Genomic DNA, 18469 nt, shown 5'->3' on the forward strand with positions numbered 1-18469 from the left:
AAAATCAATGCTCCCTCAAAACAACATCCCCATCACCCCAAGCGACACCACCAGAAACAGCACCGTCATGATCCCGCCGCTCTTCATGAAATCCTTCACCGTGTAGCCCGCCGGCCCCATGATCAGCGCGTTGACCTGATGCGTCGGGATCAGGAAGCTGTTCGACGTCGAGATCGCCACGGTCAGCGCGAAGATCGCCGGGTTTCCGCCCGCCGCCACCGCAATCGACACCGCCAATGGCACCAGCAACACCGTCGCGCCGACGTTCGACATGATCAGCGTGAAGATCGTGGCCAGCACCGCCACCCCCGCCTGCAACGCCCAGATCGGCCACCCGTCCAGCAGGAACAGGATGCGGTCCGCGATCCATGCCGCCGTGCCGGTGCTCTGCACCGCCAGCCCCAGCGGGATCAGGCTCGCCAACAGGAACACCGTGCTCCAGCTCACCGATTGATACGCCTCGTCAATCGACAAGACCCGCGTCAGGATCATGCCCACCGCCCCGGTCAGCAAACACAGCGACAACAGGATGTCCGTGAACAGGATCATCCCCAACGCCACGCAGAAAAACGCCAACGCCCATCCCACCTTCGTCGGGCGCAGCTCTTCCTGCGGGAAATCCGTCGTGACCACCACGAAATCGCGGTTCTTGGTCAGGCGCGTCAACGCTTCCCATGTCGAATGGAGGACCAGCGTGTCGCCCGCGCGGAACGGCACTTCGGCAATCGCGGTCGGCGCGTGGTCTTCCGTTTCGACATAGCTGAGCGTTTGCTCGTCGCGGTGAATGGCCAGCATGCTCGCGCCATATGTCTTGCGGAACACCAGATCATGCGCGCATTTCCCGATGATGGATGAGCCCGGCGGAATAACCACCTCCGCCACGCCGGATTTCGTCGGCGCATAATCCTCGGCAAAGACGTCGAGGCCCGAATGCATCGTCAGGCCACGGTCCAGCACCATCTCGTTCACATCCCGCCCCCGGCCCAGAACCGCCAGACGGCACGGCGTCGTGATCGGCGTGTCGATCGTGGGCGCGAACCAGCGTTGACCGCGATAGGCGCTGCCGATGATGTAGACGTGGTATTCCTGCATCAATTCGTCAAACGTCATCCCCTCGCAGGGATGGCCGACCGGGATGCTCACCTCGAAGATATCGGCATGCAGGCCATAAAGCTTCCGCAGGTAATCGCTCAGCGATTGCGCGCTGGTGCCGTCGTCCTCATCCGGCGCGCCGGGAAGCACCCAGCGCCCCAGCAGCATGAAATACAAGATCCCCGTCAGGATCAGCGCGATCCCGATGGGCGTCACATCGAACAGGCCGAACTGCTCCATTTGCTGGTCGGCGGGCAGGCTTTCGTTCGCATTCTGGATCAGGTCATTCAGCAGGATCAGCGGCGACGAGCCCACCATCGTCATCGTGCCGCCCAGGATCGCGCAGAAGCCCATCGGCATCAACAATCGGCTCAGCGGGAGTTCCGTGCGCACCGAGATCCGGCTGACCACCGGCAGGAAAAGCGCCGCCGCGCCCACGTTCTGCATGAACGACGAAATCACCCCCACCGTGCCCGAGATGATCGGCACGATCCGCGCCTCGCTCCGCCCGCCGTGCTTGAGGATGAAGGCCGCGACCTTCGACATGATCCCCGTCTTGTCGAGCCCTGCGCCGATGATCATCACCGCGATGATCGACACCACCGCGTTCGATTCCAGTCCCGAGAACAGCTCGTCAGGGTCCGCGATATTCTCCAGCCCCGGCACCTGGCTCAGCAACCCAAGCAAAACCAGCACCGCTATCGCGGCCAGGTCGATGCGCACGACCTCGGTCACGAACAGGGTCACGGTCAACGCCAGCAGCCCCAAGACCACCGTCATCTCCAGTGTCAGTCCAATCGCGTCCAATCATGCCTCCCTTACCCCATTAACCCCACATCCGCCCCCGCGCGAAAGGGCCAGATCCCGACAAAACGCAAGACAGCGGGTTTGCAGACACACACGCAACGAAAAACCCCGCCGCGGCTGCGACGGGGTTCCCCGAATTCAGGCGATCGCTGGGATCAGAGGCCGGTCGACACGTCGATCGTATTGCCCTCTTCCAGCGTCACATAGGCCTTCTTGACGTCCCTCCGGGTGCCCAACTGGCCCCGGAAACGCTTGACCTTGCCCTTGGTGATGGTCGTGTTCACGGCCTTCACCTTGACCCCGAAGACCGCCTCGACGGCCTCCTTGATCATCGGCTTGTTCGCGTCGATGGCCACCTCGAACACAACGGCACCGTTTTCCGAGGCCATCGTGGTCTTTTCGGTGATCAGCGGCTTGCGGATCACATCGTAATGCTTGGCGTCTGCACTCATTTCAGGCGAGCCTCCAATGCTTCGACACCCGCCTTCGTGATCACCAACGTGTCACGCTTGAGGATGTCATAGACGTTTGCACCCATGCTCGGCAGCACATCGAGACCTTCGATGTTGCGCGCCGCCTGGGCGAAGTTTGCGTCCACGTCGGCACCATCGATGATCAACGCACGCTTCCACCCCATCTCCTTGACCTGCTTGGCCAGGGCTGCGGTTTTCGCGTCCTTCATCTCGATCGAGTCGATCACCACCAAACGCCCCTCGGCCGCCTTGGCCGACAGCGCATGGCGCAGACCCAGCTTGCGGAACTTCTTGGGCAGATCGTGGCCGTGGCTGCGTGGTGTCGGACCCTTGTAGATGCCGCCGCCGCGGAAGATCGGAGCCGACCGCGCGCCGTGGCGAGCGCCGCCGGTGCCCTTCTGGCGATAGATCTTCTTGGTGGAATAGCTGACTTCCTTGCGGGTCTTCACCTTGTGCGTGCCGGCTTGCGCATTGTTGCGCTGCCAGCGGACGACGCGATGCAGGATATCGGCGCGCGGCTCCAGCCCGAACAGGGCCTCGTCCAGGTCGACCGAACCGGCTTTCTTACCGTCCAGTTTGAGTACGTCGACTTTCATCATTCACCGTCCTTCTTCTCGGTCTCACCACCCTCGGGGGCAGCGTCACCTTCAGCAGCGATTTCAGCTTCGGCCTGTGCAAGGGCTTCGGCCTCGGACGCGGCCTGCTCTTCAGCAAGGCGGGCCGCTTCTGCTTCGGCCTCAGCCGCCGCCGCAGCAGCCGCCTCTTCCGCAGCCTTGGCCGCTTCCGCCGCCGCCGACGCCAGTGCCGCAGGCAGAATGGCGTTGTCGGGGAACGGCTTCTTCACCGCATCCTTGACCGTCACCCAGCCGCCCTTCGATCCGGGCACGGCGCCCTTGATCATGATCAGGCCGCGGTCGCTGTCGGTCTTCACAACCTGCAGGTTCTGCGTGGTCACCCGCGCAGCCCCCATGTGACCGGCCATCTTCTTGCCTTTGAAGACGCGGCCCGGGTCCTGACACTGACCGGTGGAGCCGTGCGAACGGTGCGAGATCGACACACCGTGCGTCGCGCGCAGACCACCGAAGTTCCAGCGCTTCATCGCACCAGCAAAACCTTTACCGATCGAGGTGCCCGTCACGTCGACGAACTGACCCTCGAAGTAATGGTCGGCGATGATTTCCTCGCCCACATCAAGCAGGTTGTCCGCATCGACGCGGAATTCCACCAGCTTGCGCTTGGGCTCCACGTTCGCCTTGGCGAAATGGCCGCGCATCGGCGCCGACGTCCGCTTGGCCTTCGCCGTACCGGCACCAAGCTGAACAGCCGAATAGCCGTCGCTGTCGGAGGTCTTCTTGGCGACCACCTGCAATTTATCCAATTGAAGAACGGTCACAGGGATCTGCTTGCCGTCTTCCATGAAAAGGCGGGTCATCCCGACCTTTTTCGCGATCACACCAGAGCGCAACATATCCGAAGCCCTCCCTTAGACCGAAATCTGAACATCAACGCCCGCCGCGAGGTCGAGCTTCATCAGCGCGTCCACGGTCTGCGGGGTCGGGTCAACGATGTCGAGCAGACGCTTGTGCGTCCGGATTTCCCACTGGTCGCGGGATTTCTTGTCGACGTGCGGGCCACGGAGAACCGTGAACTTCTCGATCTTGTTCGGCAGCGGGATCGGACCACGCACCGTCGCACCTGTGCGCTTGGCCGTGTTTACGATTTCCTGCGTGGAAGCGTCGAGAACCCGATAATCAAACGCCTTGAGGCGGATACGGATATTTTGGCTGGCAACTGCCATGCTGTTCCCCTTGCTTTAGGGGTTCCAACGGATTGGACGATGTACGCTCATCGCACACCCTCTTCGCGTCTTCGTCACACCAAAGGTGTGTATGGTGTCGTACCCAACTAAAAAAGGCACGCACGCAGCGCACCCTTGTTGGATGTGCGGCGTATAGGCGGAGTCGGAGGAGGGGGCAAGGACATTCGCCAGATTTTACACGCCCGGATAGGCGTATTGCGGAGCCACGCCGTCGTCGCACTGCCCGGCAGGGTCTTTTGCACCGCAAAAGGTCCCGATAGGGGGGCCTGGGTTCGGCGATGGCGGGGCGGGCGTTGCCCGCTGTTAACCCGCTGGGTGCATTGATCAACTCGTTGCGGGTATGATCGGCTGATCTGAGGAATGCGGGCCAGGAACATGCCCGGCGGAAACTACTGACGACGCCCCAAGAACATGTTTTTCTTGATCATCGAAAAAGATATGTGCCTGCATCGCATCAAGAATTGGCGATTTTTCGTTCGGACCCACAAAGTGTACTTCATCGACAGGTGTGCCCCAGACTCTGAGTGTTTGGATCACACGCTCATGTGCTGGTGCGTTGCGAGCAGTCACAATTCCAATTCGAACTTTGCTAACGCCGGGTTTGACGAGATGGATTTCCCGTAAAAGTGAGAGTTTCTTTAGAAACTTCCCAAATGGACCCTGCGACATTGGCTCGGACGCATTCTCAGTTTCGTGCTCTAGAAATGCATCCAGACCTTTGTCTTTGTAGATCATGTCCGACTCTGCACTGAACACAACGGCATCGCCGTCAAATGCAAATCGGACTTCTCTATCGTTATCTTGACCGGTTCGAATTTGGGGCGAAGTCAAAAGTTTTGCTGCCGCAGTTCCTGCAGCTGCCGCAGCTTGGACGTCGGCGGCCTCGTTAGAAAGAAAAAGGTCGATACCCCACGCAGGAACAAATGGACCGAGAGAACGGCCACTGGTGAAACTGCCGAGCCTAACGTTCAGACCGAGTTCTTTGATGGAATGGAAAGCCCGTAGGGAAAGGTCTGGAGAGTTTCGGGAGAGCACAATAACCTCGACCTGTGGCTTTTTGCCGATTTCATTAAGATCAAGTAATCTCTCGACGACCTCGTAACCCGAACCCTTTCGAAGCGGCTGTTTTTCGAGCTCTCTTTGCAATTTGCAGTAGGCTTCAACACCTTGCTCGACGAACACACTGTGCTCTTCTTCCAGATCAAACAGAGCCCGCGTCGATACGCCGATCCTCAAGGGCTCTTTTTCGAGTTGTTGCTTGATGTCCAATCCATTTCCTCTCTGCGCACAGGTCTTCATTCGCATTTAGGCATTCATGACATCACTACAAGCGGGGCAGCCGCTTCAACTAAGCGCCCCCCCTCCGATCATGGTTAAGCGTTCGTTAACAGAAACGGGTTTTCCGTTTTGGATCAGAGGGATGACCCCTTTGTGCACGCGTGCACAAAGCACGGCGACGGACGCAGAAAGGCCCCGCCGGTGGGGCGGGGCCTTCTATATCGTCTCAACCGAGGTGGTCGGTTCTCAGATCAGCCTTTCATGACAAAGGCCCCCGTGGGGGCCTTTGCATTACCGGCTTCGCGCATCGGCCCGTTGGGCCGCTACGCTTACTCGATGATCTTCGACACAACACCAGCTCCCACAGTCCGGCCACCTTCGCGGATAGCAAACCGCAGGCCGTTCTCCATCGCGATCGGCGCGATCAGCTCCACGTTGAACTTCAGGTTGTCGCCCGGCATCACCATCTCGGTGCCCGAAGGCAGCTCAACCGTGCCCGTCACATCCGTCGTGCGGAAGTAGAACTGCGGGCGGTAGTTGGCGAAGAACGGCGTGTGACGGCCACCCTCTTCCTTGGTCAGGATGTACGCTTCCGCCTCGAACTTCGTGTGCGGCGTCACCGAGCCGGGCTTGCAAAGGACCTGGCCCCGCTCGACGCCTTCACGGTCCACACCACGCAGAAGCGCGCCGATGTTGTCGCCCGCCTCACCACGATCGAGCAGCTTGCGGAACATCTCGACGCCCGTGCAGGTCGTCTTCGACGTGTCGCGGATGCCCACGATTTCGATCTCGTCGCCCACGTTGATCACGCCACGCTCCACACGGCCGGTCACAACCGTACCACGGCCCGAGATCGAGAACACGTCTTCGATCGGCATCAGGAACGGCTGATCCACAGCGCGCGCAGGCGTCGGGATGTACTCGTCCACGGCCGCCATCAGCTCGGCGATCTTCTCCGACCCGATGTTGTCGTCACGGCCTTCCAGAGCCGCCAGGGCCGACCCCGCGATGATCGGAATGTCGTCGCCCGGATACTCGTAGGACGACAGAAGCTCGCGGATCTCCATCTCGACCAGCTCAAGCAGTTCCGCATCGTCAACCTGATCGACCTTGTTCATGAACACGACCATGTAAGGGATGCCAACCTGGCGACCCAGAAGGATGTGCTCACGCGTCTGCGGCATCGGGCCGTCGGCCGCGTTCACAACCAGGATCGCGCCGTCCATCTGCGCCGCACCCGTGATCATGTTCTTCACGTAGTCCGCGTGGCCGGGGCAATCAACGTGCGCGTAGTGACGGTTCTCCGTCTCATATTCCACGTGCGCCGTCGAAATCGTGATCCCGCGCGCCTTCTCTTCCGGCGCACCGTCAATCTCGTCATACGCCTTGAAGTCGCCAAACTGCTTCGTGATCGCAGCCGTCAACGTCGTCTTGCCGTGGTCAACGTGACCAATCGTGCCGATGTTCACATGCGGCTTCGAACGTTCAAACTTTTCCTTTGCCATGATGGCCTCCTTGAAGAGTTGCGAGCCTAGGGCTCGTTTGGTGGGGCGGGCGGCGCAACCGCCCCGCCGTTATGCGTATTTCGCCTGGATCTCGTCCGAGATGTTGTTCGGAACCGGCTCATAATGGTCGAACTGCATCGTGAACTGCGCGCGGCCCGAAGACATGGACCGCAGCGTGTTGATGTAGCCGAACATATTGGCCAGCGGCACGAAGGCGTCGATCGCGATGGCGTTGCCGCGCGTGTCCTGGCCCTGCACCTGACCGCGACGCGAGGTGAGGTCGCCGATGATGCCACCGGTGTATTCCTCGGGCGTCACGACCTCGACCTTCATGATCGGCTCCAGCAACTTGGCGCCAGCCTTCTTCATGCCTTCACGCATGCCCATACGGGCCGCGATTTCAAAGGCCAGAACGCTGGAGTCCACGTCGTGGAACTTACCGTCGACAAGGGCCACCTTGAAATCGATCACGGGGAAGCCGGCCAGCGGACCGCTATCCATGACCGAATTGATGCCCTTTTCCACGCCGGGGATGTATTCCTTCGGCACGGAACCACCGACGATGCGGCTCTCAAAGGAATACCCTTCGCCCGGCTCGGTCGGCGTGATCTCAAGCTTGACCTCGGCGTATTGACCAGATCCACCCGACTGCTTCTTGTGGGTGTAGGTGTGCTCGACCGCGTGAGAAATCGTCTCACGGTAAGCCACCTGCGGAGCACCGATGTTGGCTTCGACCTTGAACTCGCGCTTGAGGCGATCGACGAGGATGTCGAGGTGAAGTTCGCCCATGCCCTTCATGATGGTCTGACCGGACTCCATGTCGGTCTCCACCCGGAAGGACGGGTCTTCTGCGGCCAGACGGGCCAGACCCTGGGACATCTTCTCCTGGTCGCCCTTGGTCTTGGGCTCGACCGCGATCTCGATCACCGGATCGGGGAAGGTCATCGTTTCCAGAACCACCGGATCGCTCTTGTCGCACAGCGTATCCCCGGTTGTGGTGTTCTTCAGACCACCCAGTGCGATGATGTCGCCCGCAAAGGCTTCTTCGATCTCTTCGCGGTTGTTGGAATGCATCATCATCATCCGGCCGACACGCTCGTTGTTCTCCTTGGTGGAGTTGAGCATGCTGTCACCCTTCGACAGGGTGCCGGAATAGATGCGCACGAAGGTCAGCGACCCCACGAACGGGTCGTTCATGATTTTGAACGCCAGGCCCGAGAAGGCCATATTGTCGTCGGCACGGCGCGGGATGTCGCGGGTTTCCGTTTCATCACCGGGCTTGAAGCCCATGTAATCCACAACGTCGAGCGGGCTCGGCAGATAGTCGATCACAGCGTTCAGAAGCGGCTGAACACCCTTGTTCTTGAACGCGGACCCACCCAGAACAGGCACAAAGGCCATCGCGAGCGTCCCCTTGCGCAGCAATGCACGCAGGGTCGGCACGTCGGGCTCGGTGCCTTCCATCAGGTAGGCTTCCATCGCGTCGTCGTCTTGTTCGACGGCGGCTTCGATCATCTTGCCACGCCACTCGGTGGCCATGTCCTGAAGCTCGGCGCGGATCGGGGCCTTGACCCAGGATGCACCAAGATCTTCGCCCTGCCACAGCCATTCTTCCATGGTCACGAGATCGACCAGGCCTTCCAGCTCGGTCTCGGCCCCGATCGGAATGCCGACGGGAACGGCGCGCGCACCGGTGCGGTCTTCGATCATCTCAACGCAGTTGAAGAAATCGGCGCCGATCTTGTCCATCTTGTTGACGAACACCATGCGCGGAACCTTGTAGCGGTCGGCCTGACGCCACACCGTTTCGGTCTGCGGCTCCACACCCGCGTTGGCGTCAAGAACGCAAACGGCGCCGTCAAGAACGGCCAGCGAACGCTCGACTTCGATGGTGAAGTCCACGTGGCCGGGCGTGTCGATGATGTTCAGGCGGTGCTTTTCGGAATCTGCGGATTGACCGTCTTCGGTGCGTTCCCAGAAGGTGGTCGTCGCAGCCGAGGTGATGGTGATCCCGCGTTCCTGCTCCTGCTCCATCCAATCCATGGTGGCCGCACCATCGTGCACCTCACCAATGTTGTGGGATTTGCCGGTGTAATACAGAATCCGCTCCGAACAGGTGGTCTTGCCCGCATCAATGTGGGCCATGATCCCGAAGTTCCGGTAACGGTCGAGGGGATAGTCGCGTGCCATGGGAATGTCCTCAGGCTTGAGATTGCAAACGGAAGACGGCCCCCGGGCGGGGCCGTCGAAGCCTTACCAGCGGTAGTGGCTGAACGCGCGGTTGGCGTCGGCCATCTTGTGCGTGTCTTCGCGCTTTTTCACGGCGGAGCCACGCATGTTGACGGCGTCGATAAGCTCGCCGGCCAAACGCTCTTCCATCGTGTTTTCGTTGCGCGCGCGGCTGGCATTGATCAACCAGCGGATCGCCAGCGCTTCACGACGCTCGGGGCGCACGTCGACGGGCACCTGATAGGTGGCACCACCCACGCGGCGCGAGCGCACTTCGACAGCAGGCTTCACGTTTTCCAGCGCTTCGTGGAAGACTTCCACAGGCGCCCGCTTGAGCTTGCCTTCGACGCGATCGAACGCGTTGTAGACGATCTTTTCTGCAACCGACTTCTTACCGTCGATCATCAGATTGTTCATGAATTTGGTCAAGACGGTGTCACCGAACTTGGCGTCGGGCAGCACCTGGCGCTTTTCAGCGGCGTGACGGCGGGACATGGCGGTATCCTCTTACTTGGGGCGCTTGGCGCCGTATTTCGAACGACGCTGGCGACGATCCTTGACGCCCTGCGTATCGAGCACACCGCGCAGGATGTGATAGCGCACACCGGGAAGGTCTTTCACACGACCGCCACGGATCAGGACCACGGAGTGCTCCTGAAGGTTGTGGCTTTCACCGGGGATGTAGCTGATCACCTCGTAGCCGTTGGTCAGGCGCACCTTCGCAACTTTCCGCATGGCGGAGTTCGGCTTCTTCGGCGTCGTGGTGTACACACGGGTGCACACACCACGCTTCTGCGGGCAGCTCTCGAGGTGCAGCGACTTCGAGCGTTTCACTTTGGGCTGCCGCGGCTTGCGGATCAGCTGTTGAATAGTTGGCATTCGGGGTCCCCGTCTTGCTCTCTCATCATGTCGGCGGTGCCCCCGTGCGTGCGGCCAGACCACACAGAAAACACCAAAACCGCATGCATCCCTTCCCTACCTGGAGGACGCTGCGGTGGAAGTTCCAGAGGATCGGGGCGGCAAAATTGCCCGGATCGTGGCCACTCAGATCTGTATTTCGGCCACGCTGGATGCGGATGCGCACCCGGGCCAAGTGGCGCGGGGTATAGGGGGTTGCCGGAAGGGTGTCAACAGCACCTGATCAGGCGTCGGGCAACGCGCTCCACTTGGCCTGAAACGCGGGCAAATCAACGCAAAACCGGCGCTGCAGGAGCGAGACGATTTCATCCTCCGGCACGCTTGTGGGCAAGGCCGCACCAAACGGTGTGCGCGCGTCGTTATGACCGTGGTCGCCGCGGATGAACATCAGCTGTTCGGTGAGGTTCACAAACGGCACCCGCGCCCAGATCTTGTGATGCGGGAAGTCCATGATGATCTTCTCGTCATCGGGCCGCAGAAAAAGCGCAAGCCCCGCAGACCAGCAATGGGTGTTGAGCACATGCGGCGTGATCCCACCGCCGGGCACCGCCTCCAACACCAGCCCCTTGCCGTGATCAAGCGCCACACGACCGGCGACATTTGCAATCCGGCGAAGACGCGGCCAGGACCGGCGCAGCTGCTGCACGTAATCCACGGCCACCGCGTCATCGTCATCCAATCGAAACTCGGCCACCACGTCCCGCATTGCGTCGCGACCGCGCCACAGCACATCGCGGCAGATCGCCCGGTGATCGCCCGGTGCCCGCCAATGGGCATTGATCTGCGGGATGTCTCGGATCGCATCCTCCACCCGGCCGCGCCACGGCTCGGGCAAATCCTCCCCCAACAGAAGGTGCATGGAAAAGTCAGCGTCGGTCTGCGCCCGGATCGACGGCATGAAGATATGCTCGAACCAGAGCGTCCGGGTGTCGAGCCGTCTGGGCGCATAAAGCGCCGCGCGCCGGTCCTCCAAGCTCTCGTGGTACTTCTTGAAGCCCCCTGTGCAGGGGAACGAAAACCGGCACAAGCCCTGCACCTGAACCGCTTCAGCCACGCGCCACCCTCCGCTCGCGGATCAAGGTGAAGACCCCGGTGGCAACCACGATGGCCGATCCGGTCAGCGCCAGCGCATTGGGAAACTCCGAGAACACGACCACGCCAAGGATCAACGCCACGACCAGCGCCGTGTAGCGAAACGGCGAGGTCACGGACACATCGCCCACCCGCATCACGAAGATCGACAGGACATAGCCCCCGATGATCGTGATTGCACATGCCAGAAGGTAGGCGACCTCCGCCGCCCCCATCGGCGCCCATTCGATCGTCGTCGACATGACCCCACCAAAGGCCCCGACGCCCGCCGCCGTAATCACTGCCACTGACATCAATGGTACATCGTTGCTGAAGGCGCGCGTGGTCAGGTCGCGACCGGCCACCAGAACCACCGCAATCAACGCCAGAAGCGAATAGGAATTGAACCCCGCCATCCCCGGCTGCACGATCAACAACACGCCGAACGCCCCGATCAGGATGGCGGTCCACCGCCGCCAGCCCACGGGCTCCCGAAACAGGATCGCCGCGCCGAATGTCACCACCAGGGGCAAGGCCGCAAGGATCGCGGCGGCATTGGCGATCTGCATGTTCACAAGCGCAGTCAGAAACGTCACCACCGTCAACATTTCGAACCCCGTGCGCAGGGCAACCTTCCAGCGGTCTCCCTTCGGGATGCGAAACGTCAACTTGCCGAACACCGCCACGGTCACGGTCAGAAACAGCGTCGTCAGGATCCCGCGCAGGAAGACGATTTGAAACAGCGGCACCGTCTCGGCCAGCAGCTTCACAAAGACATCGTTCAATGTGAACGCCGTCATCGATCCCATCATCAACAGCGCGCCTTTGAGGTTTGGCGTCATGGCTTGCCGCCACCCCGCGCGATGTCAGCCCGCGCCTCATCCGCCAATTTTTGCGCCATGCCCGAGCCGTCTTCCTGCAACTTCTCCATGATCGGCAAAAGCCGCTTGGGCGCCAGGCCAAAGCGTTCCCGGAACAACTTGCGCGCCTGCCAATCCGGCAATTGCCGCGCGCCGGGCGGGATCGAGCGTCCGCTGTCGTTGTGACCATGCAGCGTGCGCACGAACATATATTCGTTCGGATCAATCCAGCAGCGCGCGTTGCACGCCAGCTTGCGGTGGTTCCAGCGGAAGATGTTATGCGTGCTGTCGGGCGTGTGGATCATCGCGGACGCAAGCCCAAGCGGCTGCGGTTCGGAATAATCCCAAAACGGGTCGTCCTTGCGCGTCATGTCCCAATAGATCCCGCGATGGAAACACACCGCCGCGGGCGTGTCGGCGGTGGCCCAGTTCATCGCGATCAATGCATCGGCGACCGCGCGCGTACGCTCGATGTAATCGCAGGCGACGGCGTCGTCGTCATCAATGCGAAAGCCGGTGATGAAATCGGTTTCCTCGTCAAGGCCGCGCCGAAACGCCCGCCGGGTGGAATTGACCGGCCCCGCCGCCTCAAGCGTGCAGACCCGCAAATACGGGTGTGTTTCCGTCAGGCGCTTGAGCCGCTTGCGAAAATGGAACGGCATCGTGTCCCCGATCAGGGCGACTAGAACGAAATCGGGGTCGGTCTGCGCATCGAGCGACGGCAGGCAGATGTTCTCGAAATACGCGAAGCGGCGCTGCATTCGCGCAGGCGCGTAAAGCGCCTTCGCCGCCGCCTCCGGGCCGCCATCAAGCGAACGGAAACCGTGCTCTCCCAAGTAGGAAAACCGGCACACTCCGATGATCTTGTTCACTGCCATTGTCCGGCCCTTACCCGCGCCATGTACGCGAGGTTAGGCGAATTGGCGGACGCAGGGAATCCCCGGTGTCAGCCCGGGGTCCATACGGCCATTTCAGTGCCGCCCGGTTCGCGAAACTGGAACCGGCGACCACCGGGAAAGTCGAAGATCTCCTGCGTGATCTCGCCTCCCGCCGCCACAACCCGCGCCAGCATCGCTTCCAGATCATCGGCCTTGAGAACCGGAAGCGGTGGACGCAACGGCCCGCGCTCGATCCCACCGCCCAGACCCGCGCCCTGCAGATCGCGGTAGTCGGGGCCGTAGTCGATGAAGCTCCACCCGAAAGCCTCGGCGAAGAAGCTTTGCGTCTTTTCCAGCTCGGGGGAGGTGAATTCAAGGTAATCCAGCGGTGGATGGGCGTCGTTTGGCATCGGGTTTCCAGACGGGATGTGGACAAGGGACAATCCCATGCGCGCATGGGGCATCCGGCGCGTCAAGGTCCGCATCAGGAATGGGGCCCACAGCCACGGGGCGTCATGCACGCCCCCTCAATCGCCCATCTTTCGCCAATTTCGCCCCCTACACACAGCACCGATGCTTGACGGAAACGAGAAGTCATTGCTGTTCATCGGCATTCTGGTGGCGGGCTTCATCAGCCTCGCCTCTCAAAGCCTTGCGCCGGATGACGGCGGGCCGGTGCAACTCGACATCGCCGACCTGCCCGCATTGCCGGCAATCTCCAGCGCCGATCTTGCCGGCGCCGCGCCGCTGCAACTGGACTTGCCCGCACAGACCCATCGCCTGACCGACGACATGCAGGCGACGCTGCTCTATTCCTATGTGCTTGAAGGAGAGGTCGTCTCCCGGCGTCGTTTTCGGGGCGAACAGCATAACGCGGTCTCCCCCCTTGATCTCGGGATTGTCTGGGGCAATTTCGACACCACCGGGTTCGAGTTTACCGCCGGCAATCGCGTGCTCTGGTCGCGCCCGCCGCGGGGGGCCGCCCTCCCCCATGATTGGGATGACCACATCACCAACAACCACCTCCTGCCCGCCACAAACGCAATCCGCGCGGACCTCATGGCTGTTGAAGTGGGTCAGCGCGTCCGTATCGAGGGTTACCTCGTGGAGGTGACCGGCGACCGGCTCAGTCCCTGGCGCTCGTCCACGCTCCGCAACGACAGCAGCATAGGCGGCGGGTGTGAGATCATCCTTGTGCGCGGGGTCGAAATCCTCTCGGACGCCGCGGGATAACACCACGCGCCCAAAGAAAAGCGCCCCACCGTTTCCGATGGGGCGTTTCGATCTTGATCGCGGGGAACGGTTTACTCCGCCGCATCCCCTTCGGCGGCCTCGGGTGCGGCCTCGACGACCTCCTCGGGCGCGGCAAGGGCTGCGGCCTGTGCCGCCGCCGCCTGCTGCTCCTCGATCACGTCCATGTCGCGCGACTTGGCGACGCGCTCGACCTTCTGCGTCGCGCCACCGGTGCCCGCCGGGATCAGGCGGCCCACAATGACATTTTCCTTCAGGCCGACCAGCTTATCCCGTTTGCCCTGAACCGATGCCTCGGTCAGCACGCGCGTGGTTTCCTGGAACGACGCTGCCGAGATGAACGACCGGGTCTGGAGCGAGGCCTTGGTGATCCCCAGAAGGATCGGCTCACCCTGCGCCGGACGACGACCATCGGCGATGGCCTTCTCGTTGGCCGCGTCGAATTCGGCCTTGTCGACATGCTCGCCCTTCAGAAGCGTGGTTTCGCCAGAATCCTGGATCTCCCACTTCTGAAGCATCTGCCGTACGATGACCTCGATGTGCTTGTCGTTAATCTTCACACCCTGAAGGCGGTAAACGTCCTGCACCTCGTCGATCATGTAATCGGCCAGCGCCTCGACACCCATCACCGCAAGAATGTCATGCGGGGCCGGGTTGCCGTCCATGATGTATTCACCCTTCTGGATGAAATCACCCTCCGCCACCGGGATGTGCTTGCCCTTGGGCACCATGTATTCGACCGGCTCAAGGCTCTCGTCGGCGGGGACGATGCTGATGCGGCGCTTGTTCTTGAAGTCGCGGCCGAATTTCACATAACCGTCGAGCTCGGCGATGATGGCGTGATCCTTGGGACGACGGGCTTCGAACAATTCGGCCACACGCGGCAGACCACCGGTGATGTCCTTTGTCTTGGCACCTTCACGCGGGATCCGCGCGATCACGTCACCGGCTTCGACCTTCTGCCCTTCTTCGATGGACAAAATGGCGTCGACCGACATCGTGTAGGTGACCGGGTTGCCCTGATCGTTGCGCATCGGCTCACCGTCTTCACCCGCGATGATGATCTCGGGCTTGAGCTCGTTGCCCTTGGGCGCGGTGCGCCAGTCCGACACGATCTTCTGGGTCATGCCGGTCGCATCGTCCGTCTCATCACGCAGCGAGATGCCCACGGTCAGATCGACGAACTTCGCGGAACCCGCCGCCTCGGCGATGATCGGCAAGGTGTACGGATCCCATTCGAACAGGCGATCGCCACGGGCGATGTCCTGCCCGTCTTTCACCAGCACATTGGTGCCGTATCCCAGCTTGAACGAGGCGCGCTCTGCGCCCTGCTCATCCACGATGGCCAACTGCATGTTGCGCCCCATGACAACCGTCTGGCCGTCGCGGTTGGCCAGCAGGTTGGCGTTGCGGAACTCGATCTTGCCTTCGACGTTGGCTTCCTGGAACGACTGCTGGCCACCCTGGGCCACGCCGCCGATGTGGAACGTCCGCATCGTCAGCTGCGTGCCCGGCTCACCAATCGACTGCGCCGCGATGATGCCCACGGCCTCGCCGGTGTTCACCTTCGTGCCGCGCGCCAGGTCACGACCGTAGCAGGTCGCGCAGACACCCTCTTCCGCTTCACAGGTCAGCGGCGAGCGCATCTGCATCGTGGTCACACCGGCCTGCTCAACCGCATCGGCCTTGCGTTCGTCGATCAGCTCGCCCTTGGCAACGATCACCTCATCGGTGCCGGGCACCAACACGTCTTCCCCGGCCGTCCGGCCCAGAATACGCTCGGCCAGCGACGCCACGACCTCACCGTCATTGACGGCAGCCTCGGCCTTGATCGTGTTCTCGGTGCCGCAATCGTCCATCCGCACGATGCAATCCTGCGCCACGTCCACAAGACGCCGCGTCAGGTAGCCCGAGTTCGCCGTCTTCAACGCCGTATCCGACAGACCCTTCCGGGCGCCGTGGGTCGAGTTGAAGTATTCAAGAACGGTCAGACCTTCCTTGAAGTTCGAGATGATCGGCGTCTCGATGATTTCACCGTTCGGCTTGGCCATCAGGCCGCGCATGCCGCCCAACTGCTTCATCTGCGTGACCGAGCCACGCGCACCGGAGTGGGCCATCATGTAAACGCTGTTCGGCTCCATTTCGGCGCCTGCATCGTCCCGCTTGGAGGCCGAAATCGTGCCCATCATGGCATCCGTGACCTTGTCGTTGGCTTTCGACCAGGCATCGATGACCTTGTTGTACTTCTCACCCTGGGTGATCAGGCCATCCATGTACTGCTGTTCGAATTCCTTGACCTGACCGCGGGTGTCATCGACCAATTCCCACTTGTCCTCTGGAATGACCATGTCGTCCTTGCCGAACGAAATGCCCGCCTTGAACGCTTCGCGGAAGCCCATCGTCATGATCTGGTCGCAGAAGATGACCGATTCCTTCTGACCGCAATACCGGTAGACGGTGTCGATGACCTGCTGCACCTCTTTCTTCCGCAGAAGACGGTTCACCAGATCAAACGGCGCCTTGGCGTTGAGCGGCAGAAGCGCGCCAAGCAACACACGGCCCGGCGTGGTTTCAAACCGCACCATGACCTCGTTGCCCTCTTCGTCGATCTGCGGAAGGCGGGCGTGGATTTTCGAATGCAGGTGAACCTCACCCGCATCCAGCGCGTGACGCACTTCGTCCACATCCGCAAAGATCATGCCTTCGCCCTGCATCCCCTCACGCTGCAGCGTGACGTAATACAGACCCAGGATCATATCCTGCGACGGAACGATGATCGGCGCGCCGTTGGCGGGCGACAGAACGTTGTTCGTCGACATCATCAACACGCGGGCTTCCAACTGTGCCTCAAGGCTCAGCGGCACGTGAACGGCCATCTGGTCACCGTCGAAGTCGGCGTTGAACGCGGAACACACCAGCGGGTGAAGCTGGATCGCCTTGCCTTCGATCAGAACCGGCTCGAACGCCTGAATGCCAAGACGGTGCAGCGTGGGCGCGCGGTTCAGAAGGACCGGATGCTCACGGATCACCTCGTCGAGGATATCCCAAACCTCCGGACGTTCCTTTTCGACCAGCTTCTTGGCCTGCTTCACGGTCGAAGACAGACCCTTGGCCTCAAGCCGAGAATAGATGAACGGCTTGAACAGCTCCAACGCCATCTTCTTCGGCAAGCCACATTGATGCAGCTTCAGCTCCGGACCCGTCACAATCACCGAACGGCCCGAGAAGTCGACGCGTTTCCCCAGAAGGTTCTGGCGGAAACGGCCCTGCTTACCCTTCAGCATGTCCGACAGCGATTTCAGCGGGCGCTTGTTGGCCCCCGTGATCACGCGGCCACGACGGCCGTTGTCGAACAGGGCATCGACGGATTCCTGCAACATCCGCTTTTCGTTACGGATGATGATGTCCGGCGCGCGCAATTCGATCAGGCGCTTGAGGCGGTTGTTGCGGTTGATCACGCGGCGATAGAGGTCGTTGAGGTCCGACGTCGCGAACCGACCCCCATCCAGCGGCACCAGCGGGCGCAGCTCTGGCGGAATCACCGGAACCACGGTCAGAACCATCCATTCCGGCCGGTTGCCGGACTCAAGGAACGATTCAACGATCTTCAGACGCTTGATGATCTTCTTCGGCTTCAGCTCACCGGTCGCTTCCTTGAGGTCCTCGCGCAGGTTCTGCGCCTCACTATCAAGGTCGATCTGGGACAGCATCTCGCGGATCGCTTCCGCGCCGATATTGGCCTGGAACGCGTCGGAGCCATAGGCATCCTGCGCGTCCATGAACTCTTCTTCCGACATCAACTGACCGTATTCCAGGTCGGTCAGGCCGGGCTCGATCACCACGTAGTTCTCGAAATACAGGATCCGCTCAAGATCACGCAGCGTCATATCCAGCATCAGGCCGATGCGCGACGGCAGCGATTTCAGGAACCAGATGTGCGCGACAGGTGCGGCCAACTCGATGTGGCCCATCCGCTCACGACGGACCTTCTGCAGCGTGACTTCCACACCGCATTTTTCGCAGACAACGCCGCGATACTTCATCCGCTTATACTTGCCGCAGAGGCATTCGTAATCCTTGATCGGCCCGAAGATACGGGCACAGAACAGGCCATCACGCTCGGGCTTGAACGTGCGGTAGTTGATCGTCTCGGGCTTTTTGATCTCCCCGTAGGACCACGACAGGATCCGCTCGGGCGATGCGAGCGAGACCTTGATCTCATCAAACGCCTTAGGCGGTGTGAGCGGGTTGAACGGGTTGTTTGTCAGTTCCTGGTTCATATCAGTAT

The 18469-nt window shown here is 61.2% G+C and carries 16 protein-coding genes; 1 reads left to right on the plus strand and 15 read right to left on the minus strand.

Annotated elements, in window-relative coordinates:
- Positions 1 to 15: 15 nt before the first annotated feature.
- The 14 genes from V8J83_RS15425 to V8J83_RS15490 form a co-directional block, all read right to left on the minus strand.
- Positions 16 to 1899, minus strand: coding sequence for an SLC13 family permease (locus V8J83_RS15425; RefSeq protein ID WP_339987325.1), 1884 nt, complete (start codon positions 1897 to 1899; stop codon positions 16 to 18).
- Positions 1900 to 2054: 155 nt separating this feature from the next.
- Positions 2055 to 2351, minus strand: coding sequence for a 50S ribosomal protein L23 (locus V8J83_RS15430; protein WP_339987326.1), 297 nt, complete (start codon positions 2349 to 2351; stop codon positions 2055 to 2057).
- Positions 2348 to 2968 (minus strand): 50S ribosomal protein L4, encoded by a 621-nt coding sequence (gene rplD / locus V8J83_RS15435; protein ID WP_339987327.1) that lies wholly within the window; start codon positions 2966 to 2968, stop codon positions 2348 to 2350. The genes V8J83_RS15430 and rplD overlap by 4 nt, the downstream gene beginning before the upstream one ends.
- Positions 2968 to 3840: a 50S ribosomal protein L3 gene (gene rplC, locus V8J83_RS15440; protein WP_339987328.1), complete on the minus strand. Its 873-nt coding sequence runs from the start codon at positions 3838 to 3840 to the stop codon at positions 2968 to 2970. The genes rplD and rplC overlap by 1 nt, the downstream gene beginning before the upstream one ends.
- A gap of 15 nt (positions 3841 to 3855) precedes the next feature.
- Positions 3856 to 4170 (minus strand): 30S ribosomal protein S10, encoded by a 315-nt coding sequence (gene rpsJ, locus V8J83_RS15445; RefSeq protein WP_339987329.1) that lies wholly within the window; start codon positions 4168 to 4170, stop codon positions 3856 to 3858.
- Positions 4171 to 4515: 345 nt separating this feature from the next.
- On the minus strand, positions 4516 to 5496 hold the full coding sequence (locus V8J83_RS15450; RefSeq protein WP_339987330.1) for a 5'-nucleotidase: 981 nt from the start codon (positions 5494 to 5496) through the stop codon (positions 4516 to 4518).
- A gap of 302 nt (positions 5497 to 5798) precedes the next feature.
- On the minus strand, positions 5799 to 6974 hold the full coding sequence (tuf, locus tag V8J83_RS15455; RefSeq protein ID WP_339987331.1) for an elongation factor Tu: 1176 nt from the start codon (positions 6972 to 6974) through the stop codon (positions 5799 to 5801).
- A 69-nt stretch (positions 6975 to 7043) separates the two neighbouring features.
- Positions 7044 to 9164 carry an elongation factor G gene (gene fusA / locus V8J83_RS15460; protein WP_339987332.1) on the minus strand — a complete coding sequence of 707 codons (2121 nt, stop codon included), beginning with the start codon at positions 9162 to 9164 and terminating at the stop codon, positions 7044 to 7046.
- Positions 9165 to 9227: 63 nt separating this feature from the next.
- Positions 9228 to 9698: a 30S ribosomal protein S7 gene (gene rpsG / locus V8J83_RS15465; protein ID WP_339987333.1), complete on the minus strand. Its 471-nt coding sequence runs from the start codon at positions 9696 to 9698 to the stop codon at positions 9228 to 9230.
- Positions 9699 to 9710: 12 nt separating this feature from the next.
- The gene (rpsL, locus tag V8J83_RS15470; RefSeq protein WP_339978186.1) at positions 9711 to 10082 is read right to left on the minus strand and encodes a 30S ribosomal protein S12; all 372 of its coding nucleotides are present in this window, start codon (positions 10080 to 10082) and stop codon (positions 9711 to 9713) included.
- A gap of 262 nt (positions 10083 to 10344) precedes the next feature.
- Positions 10345 to 11175: a putative rhamnosyl transferase gene (locus V8J83_RS15475; RefSeq protein WP_339987334.1), complete on the minus strand. Its 831-nt coding sequence runs from the start codon at positions 11173 to 11175 to the stop codon at positions 10345 to 10347.
- Positions 11168 to 12034, minus strand: a complete 867-nt coding sequence (locus V8J83_RS15480) for a DMT family transporter (RefSeq protein WP_339987335.1) — start codon at positions 12032 to 12034, stop codon at positions 11168 to 11170. The genes V8J83_RS15475 and V8J83_RS15480 overlap by 8 nt, the downstream gene beginning before the upstream one ends.
- Entirely contained in the window at positions 12031 to 12930 is a 900-nt protein-coding gene (locus tag V8J83_RS15485) for a glycosyltransferase (RefSeq protein WP_339987336.1), read from the minus strand. The genes V8J83_RS15480 and V8J83_RS15485 overlap by 4 nt, the downstream gene beginning before the upstream one ends.
- 68 nt (positions 12931 to 12998) lie before the next feature.
- Complete coding sequence (locus V8J83_RS15490) at positions 12999 to 13415, minus strand: VOC family protein (RefSeq protein ID WP_339987337.1); 417 nt, start codon at positions 13413 to 13415, stop codon at positions 12999 to 13001.
- Between the two features lie 88 nt (positions 13416 to 13503).
- Between V8J83_RS15490 and V8J83_RS15495 the strand changes: the two genes are divergently transcribed.
- Entirely contained in the window at positions 13504 to 14163 is a 660-nt protein-coding gene (locus tag V8J83_RS15495; protein ID WP_339987338.1) for a hypothetical protein, read from the plus strand.
- Between the two features lie 71 nt (positions 14164 to 14234).
- On the opposite strand, the gene rpoC is transcribed toward V8J83_RS15495, so the two are convergent.
- Positions 14235 to 18461 (minus strand): DNA-directed RNA polymerase subunit beta', encoded by a 4227-nt coding sequence (gene rpoC / locus V8J83_RS15500; protein ID WP_339987339.1) that lies wholly within the window; start codon positions 18459 to 18461, stop codon positions 14235 to 14237.
- Positions 18462 to 18469 lie beyond the last annotated feature (8 nt).

It is taken from the genome of Gymnodinialimonas ulvae (assembly GCF_037543845.1).
Classification (GTDB): domain Bacteria; phylum Pseudomonadota; class Alphaproteobacteria; order Rhodobacterales; family Rhodobacteraceae; genus Gymnodinialimonas; species Gymnodinialimonas ulvae.

Bases quoted from the DNA above. Each gene is read 5' to 3' on its own strand.
- V8J83_RS15450 (WP_339987330.1), bottom strand. From the start codon at position 5,496: ATGCGAATGAAGACCTGTGCGCAGAGAGGAAATGGATTGGACATCAAG.
- V8J83_RS15480 (WP_339987335.1), bottom strand. From the start codon at position 12,034: ATGACGCCAAACCTCAAAGGCGCGCTGTTGATGATGGGATCGATGACG.
- V8J83_RS15485 (WP_339987336.1), bottom strand. From the start codon at position 12,930: ATGGCAGTGAACAAGATCATCGGAGTGTGCCGGTTTTCCTACTTGGGA.
- rplC (WP_339987328.1), bottom strand. From the start codon at position 3,840: ATGTTGCGCTCTGGTGTGATCGCGAAAAAGGTCGGGATGACCCGCCTT.
- rpoC (WP_339987339.1), bottom strand. From the start codon at position 18,461: ATGAACCAGGAACTGACAAACAACCCGTTCAACCCGCTCACACCGCCT.
- tuf (WP_339987331.1), bottom strand. From the start codon at position 6,974: ATGGCAAAGGAAAAGTTTGAACGTTCGAAGCCGCATGTGAACATCGGC.
- V8J83_RS15430 (WP_339987326.1), bottom strand. From the start codon at position 2,351: ATGAGTGCAGACGCCAAGCATTACGATGTGATCCGCAAGCCGCTGATC.
- rpsJ (WP_339987329.1), bottom strand. From the start codon at position 4,170: ATGGCAGTTGCCAGCCAAAATATCCGTATCCGCCTCAAGGCGTTTGAT.
- V8J83_RS15495 (WP_339987338.1), top strand. From the start codon at position 13,504: ATGCTTGACGGAAACGAGAAGTCATTGCTGTTCATCGGCATTCTGGTG.
- rpsG (WP_339987333.1), bottom strand. From the start codon at position 9,698: ATGTCCCGCCGTCACGCCGCTGAAAAGCGCCAGGTGCTGCCCGACGCC.
- V8J83_RS15490 (WP_339987337.1), bottom strand. From the start codon at position 13,415: ATGCGGACCTTGACGCGCCGGATGCCCCATGCGCGCATGGGATTGTCC.
- rplD (WP_339987327.1), bottom strand. From the start codon at position 2,968: ATGAAAGTCGACGTACTCAAACTGGACGGTAAGAAAGCCGGTTCGGTC.
- fusA (WP_339987332.1), bottom strand. From the start codon at position 9,164: ATGGCACGCGACTATCCCCTCGACCGTTACCGGAACTTCGGGATCATG.
- rpsL (WP_339978186.1), bottom strand. From the start codon at position 10,082: ATGCCAACTATTCAACAGCTGATCCGCAAGCCGCGGCAGCCCAAAGTG.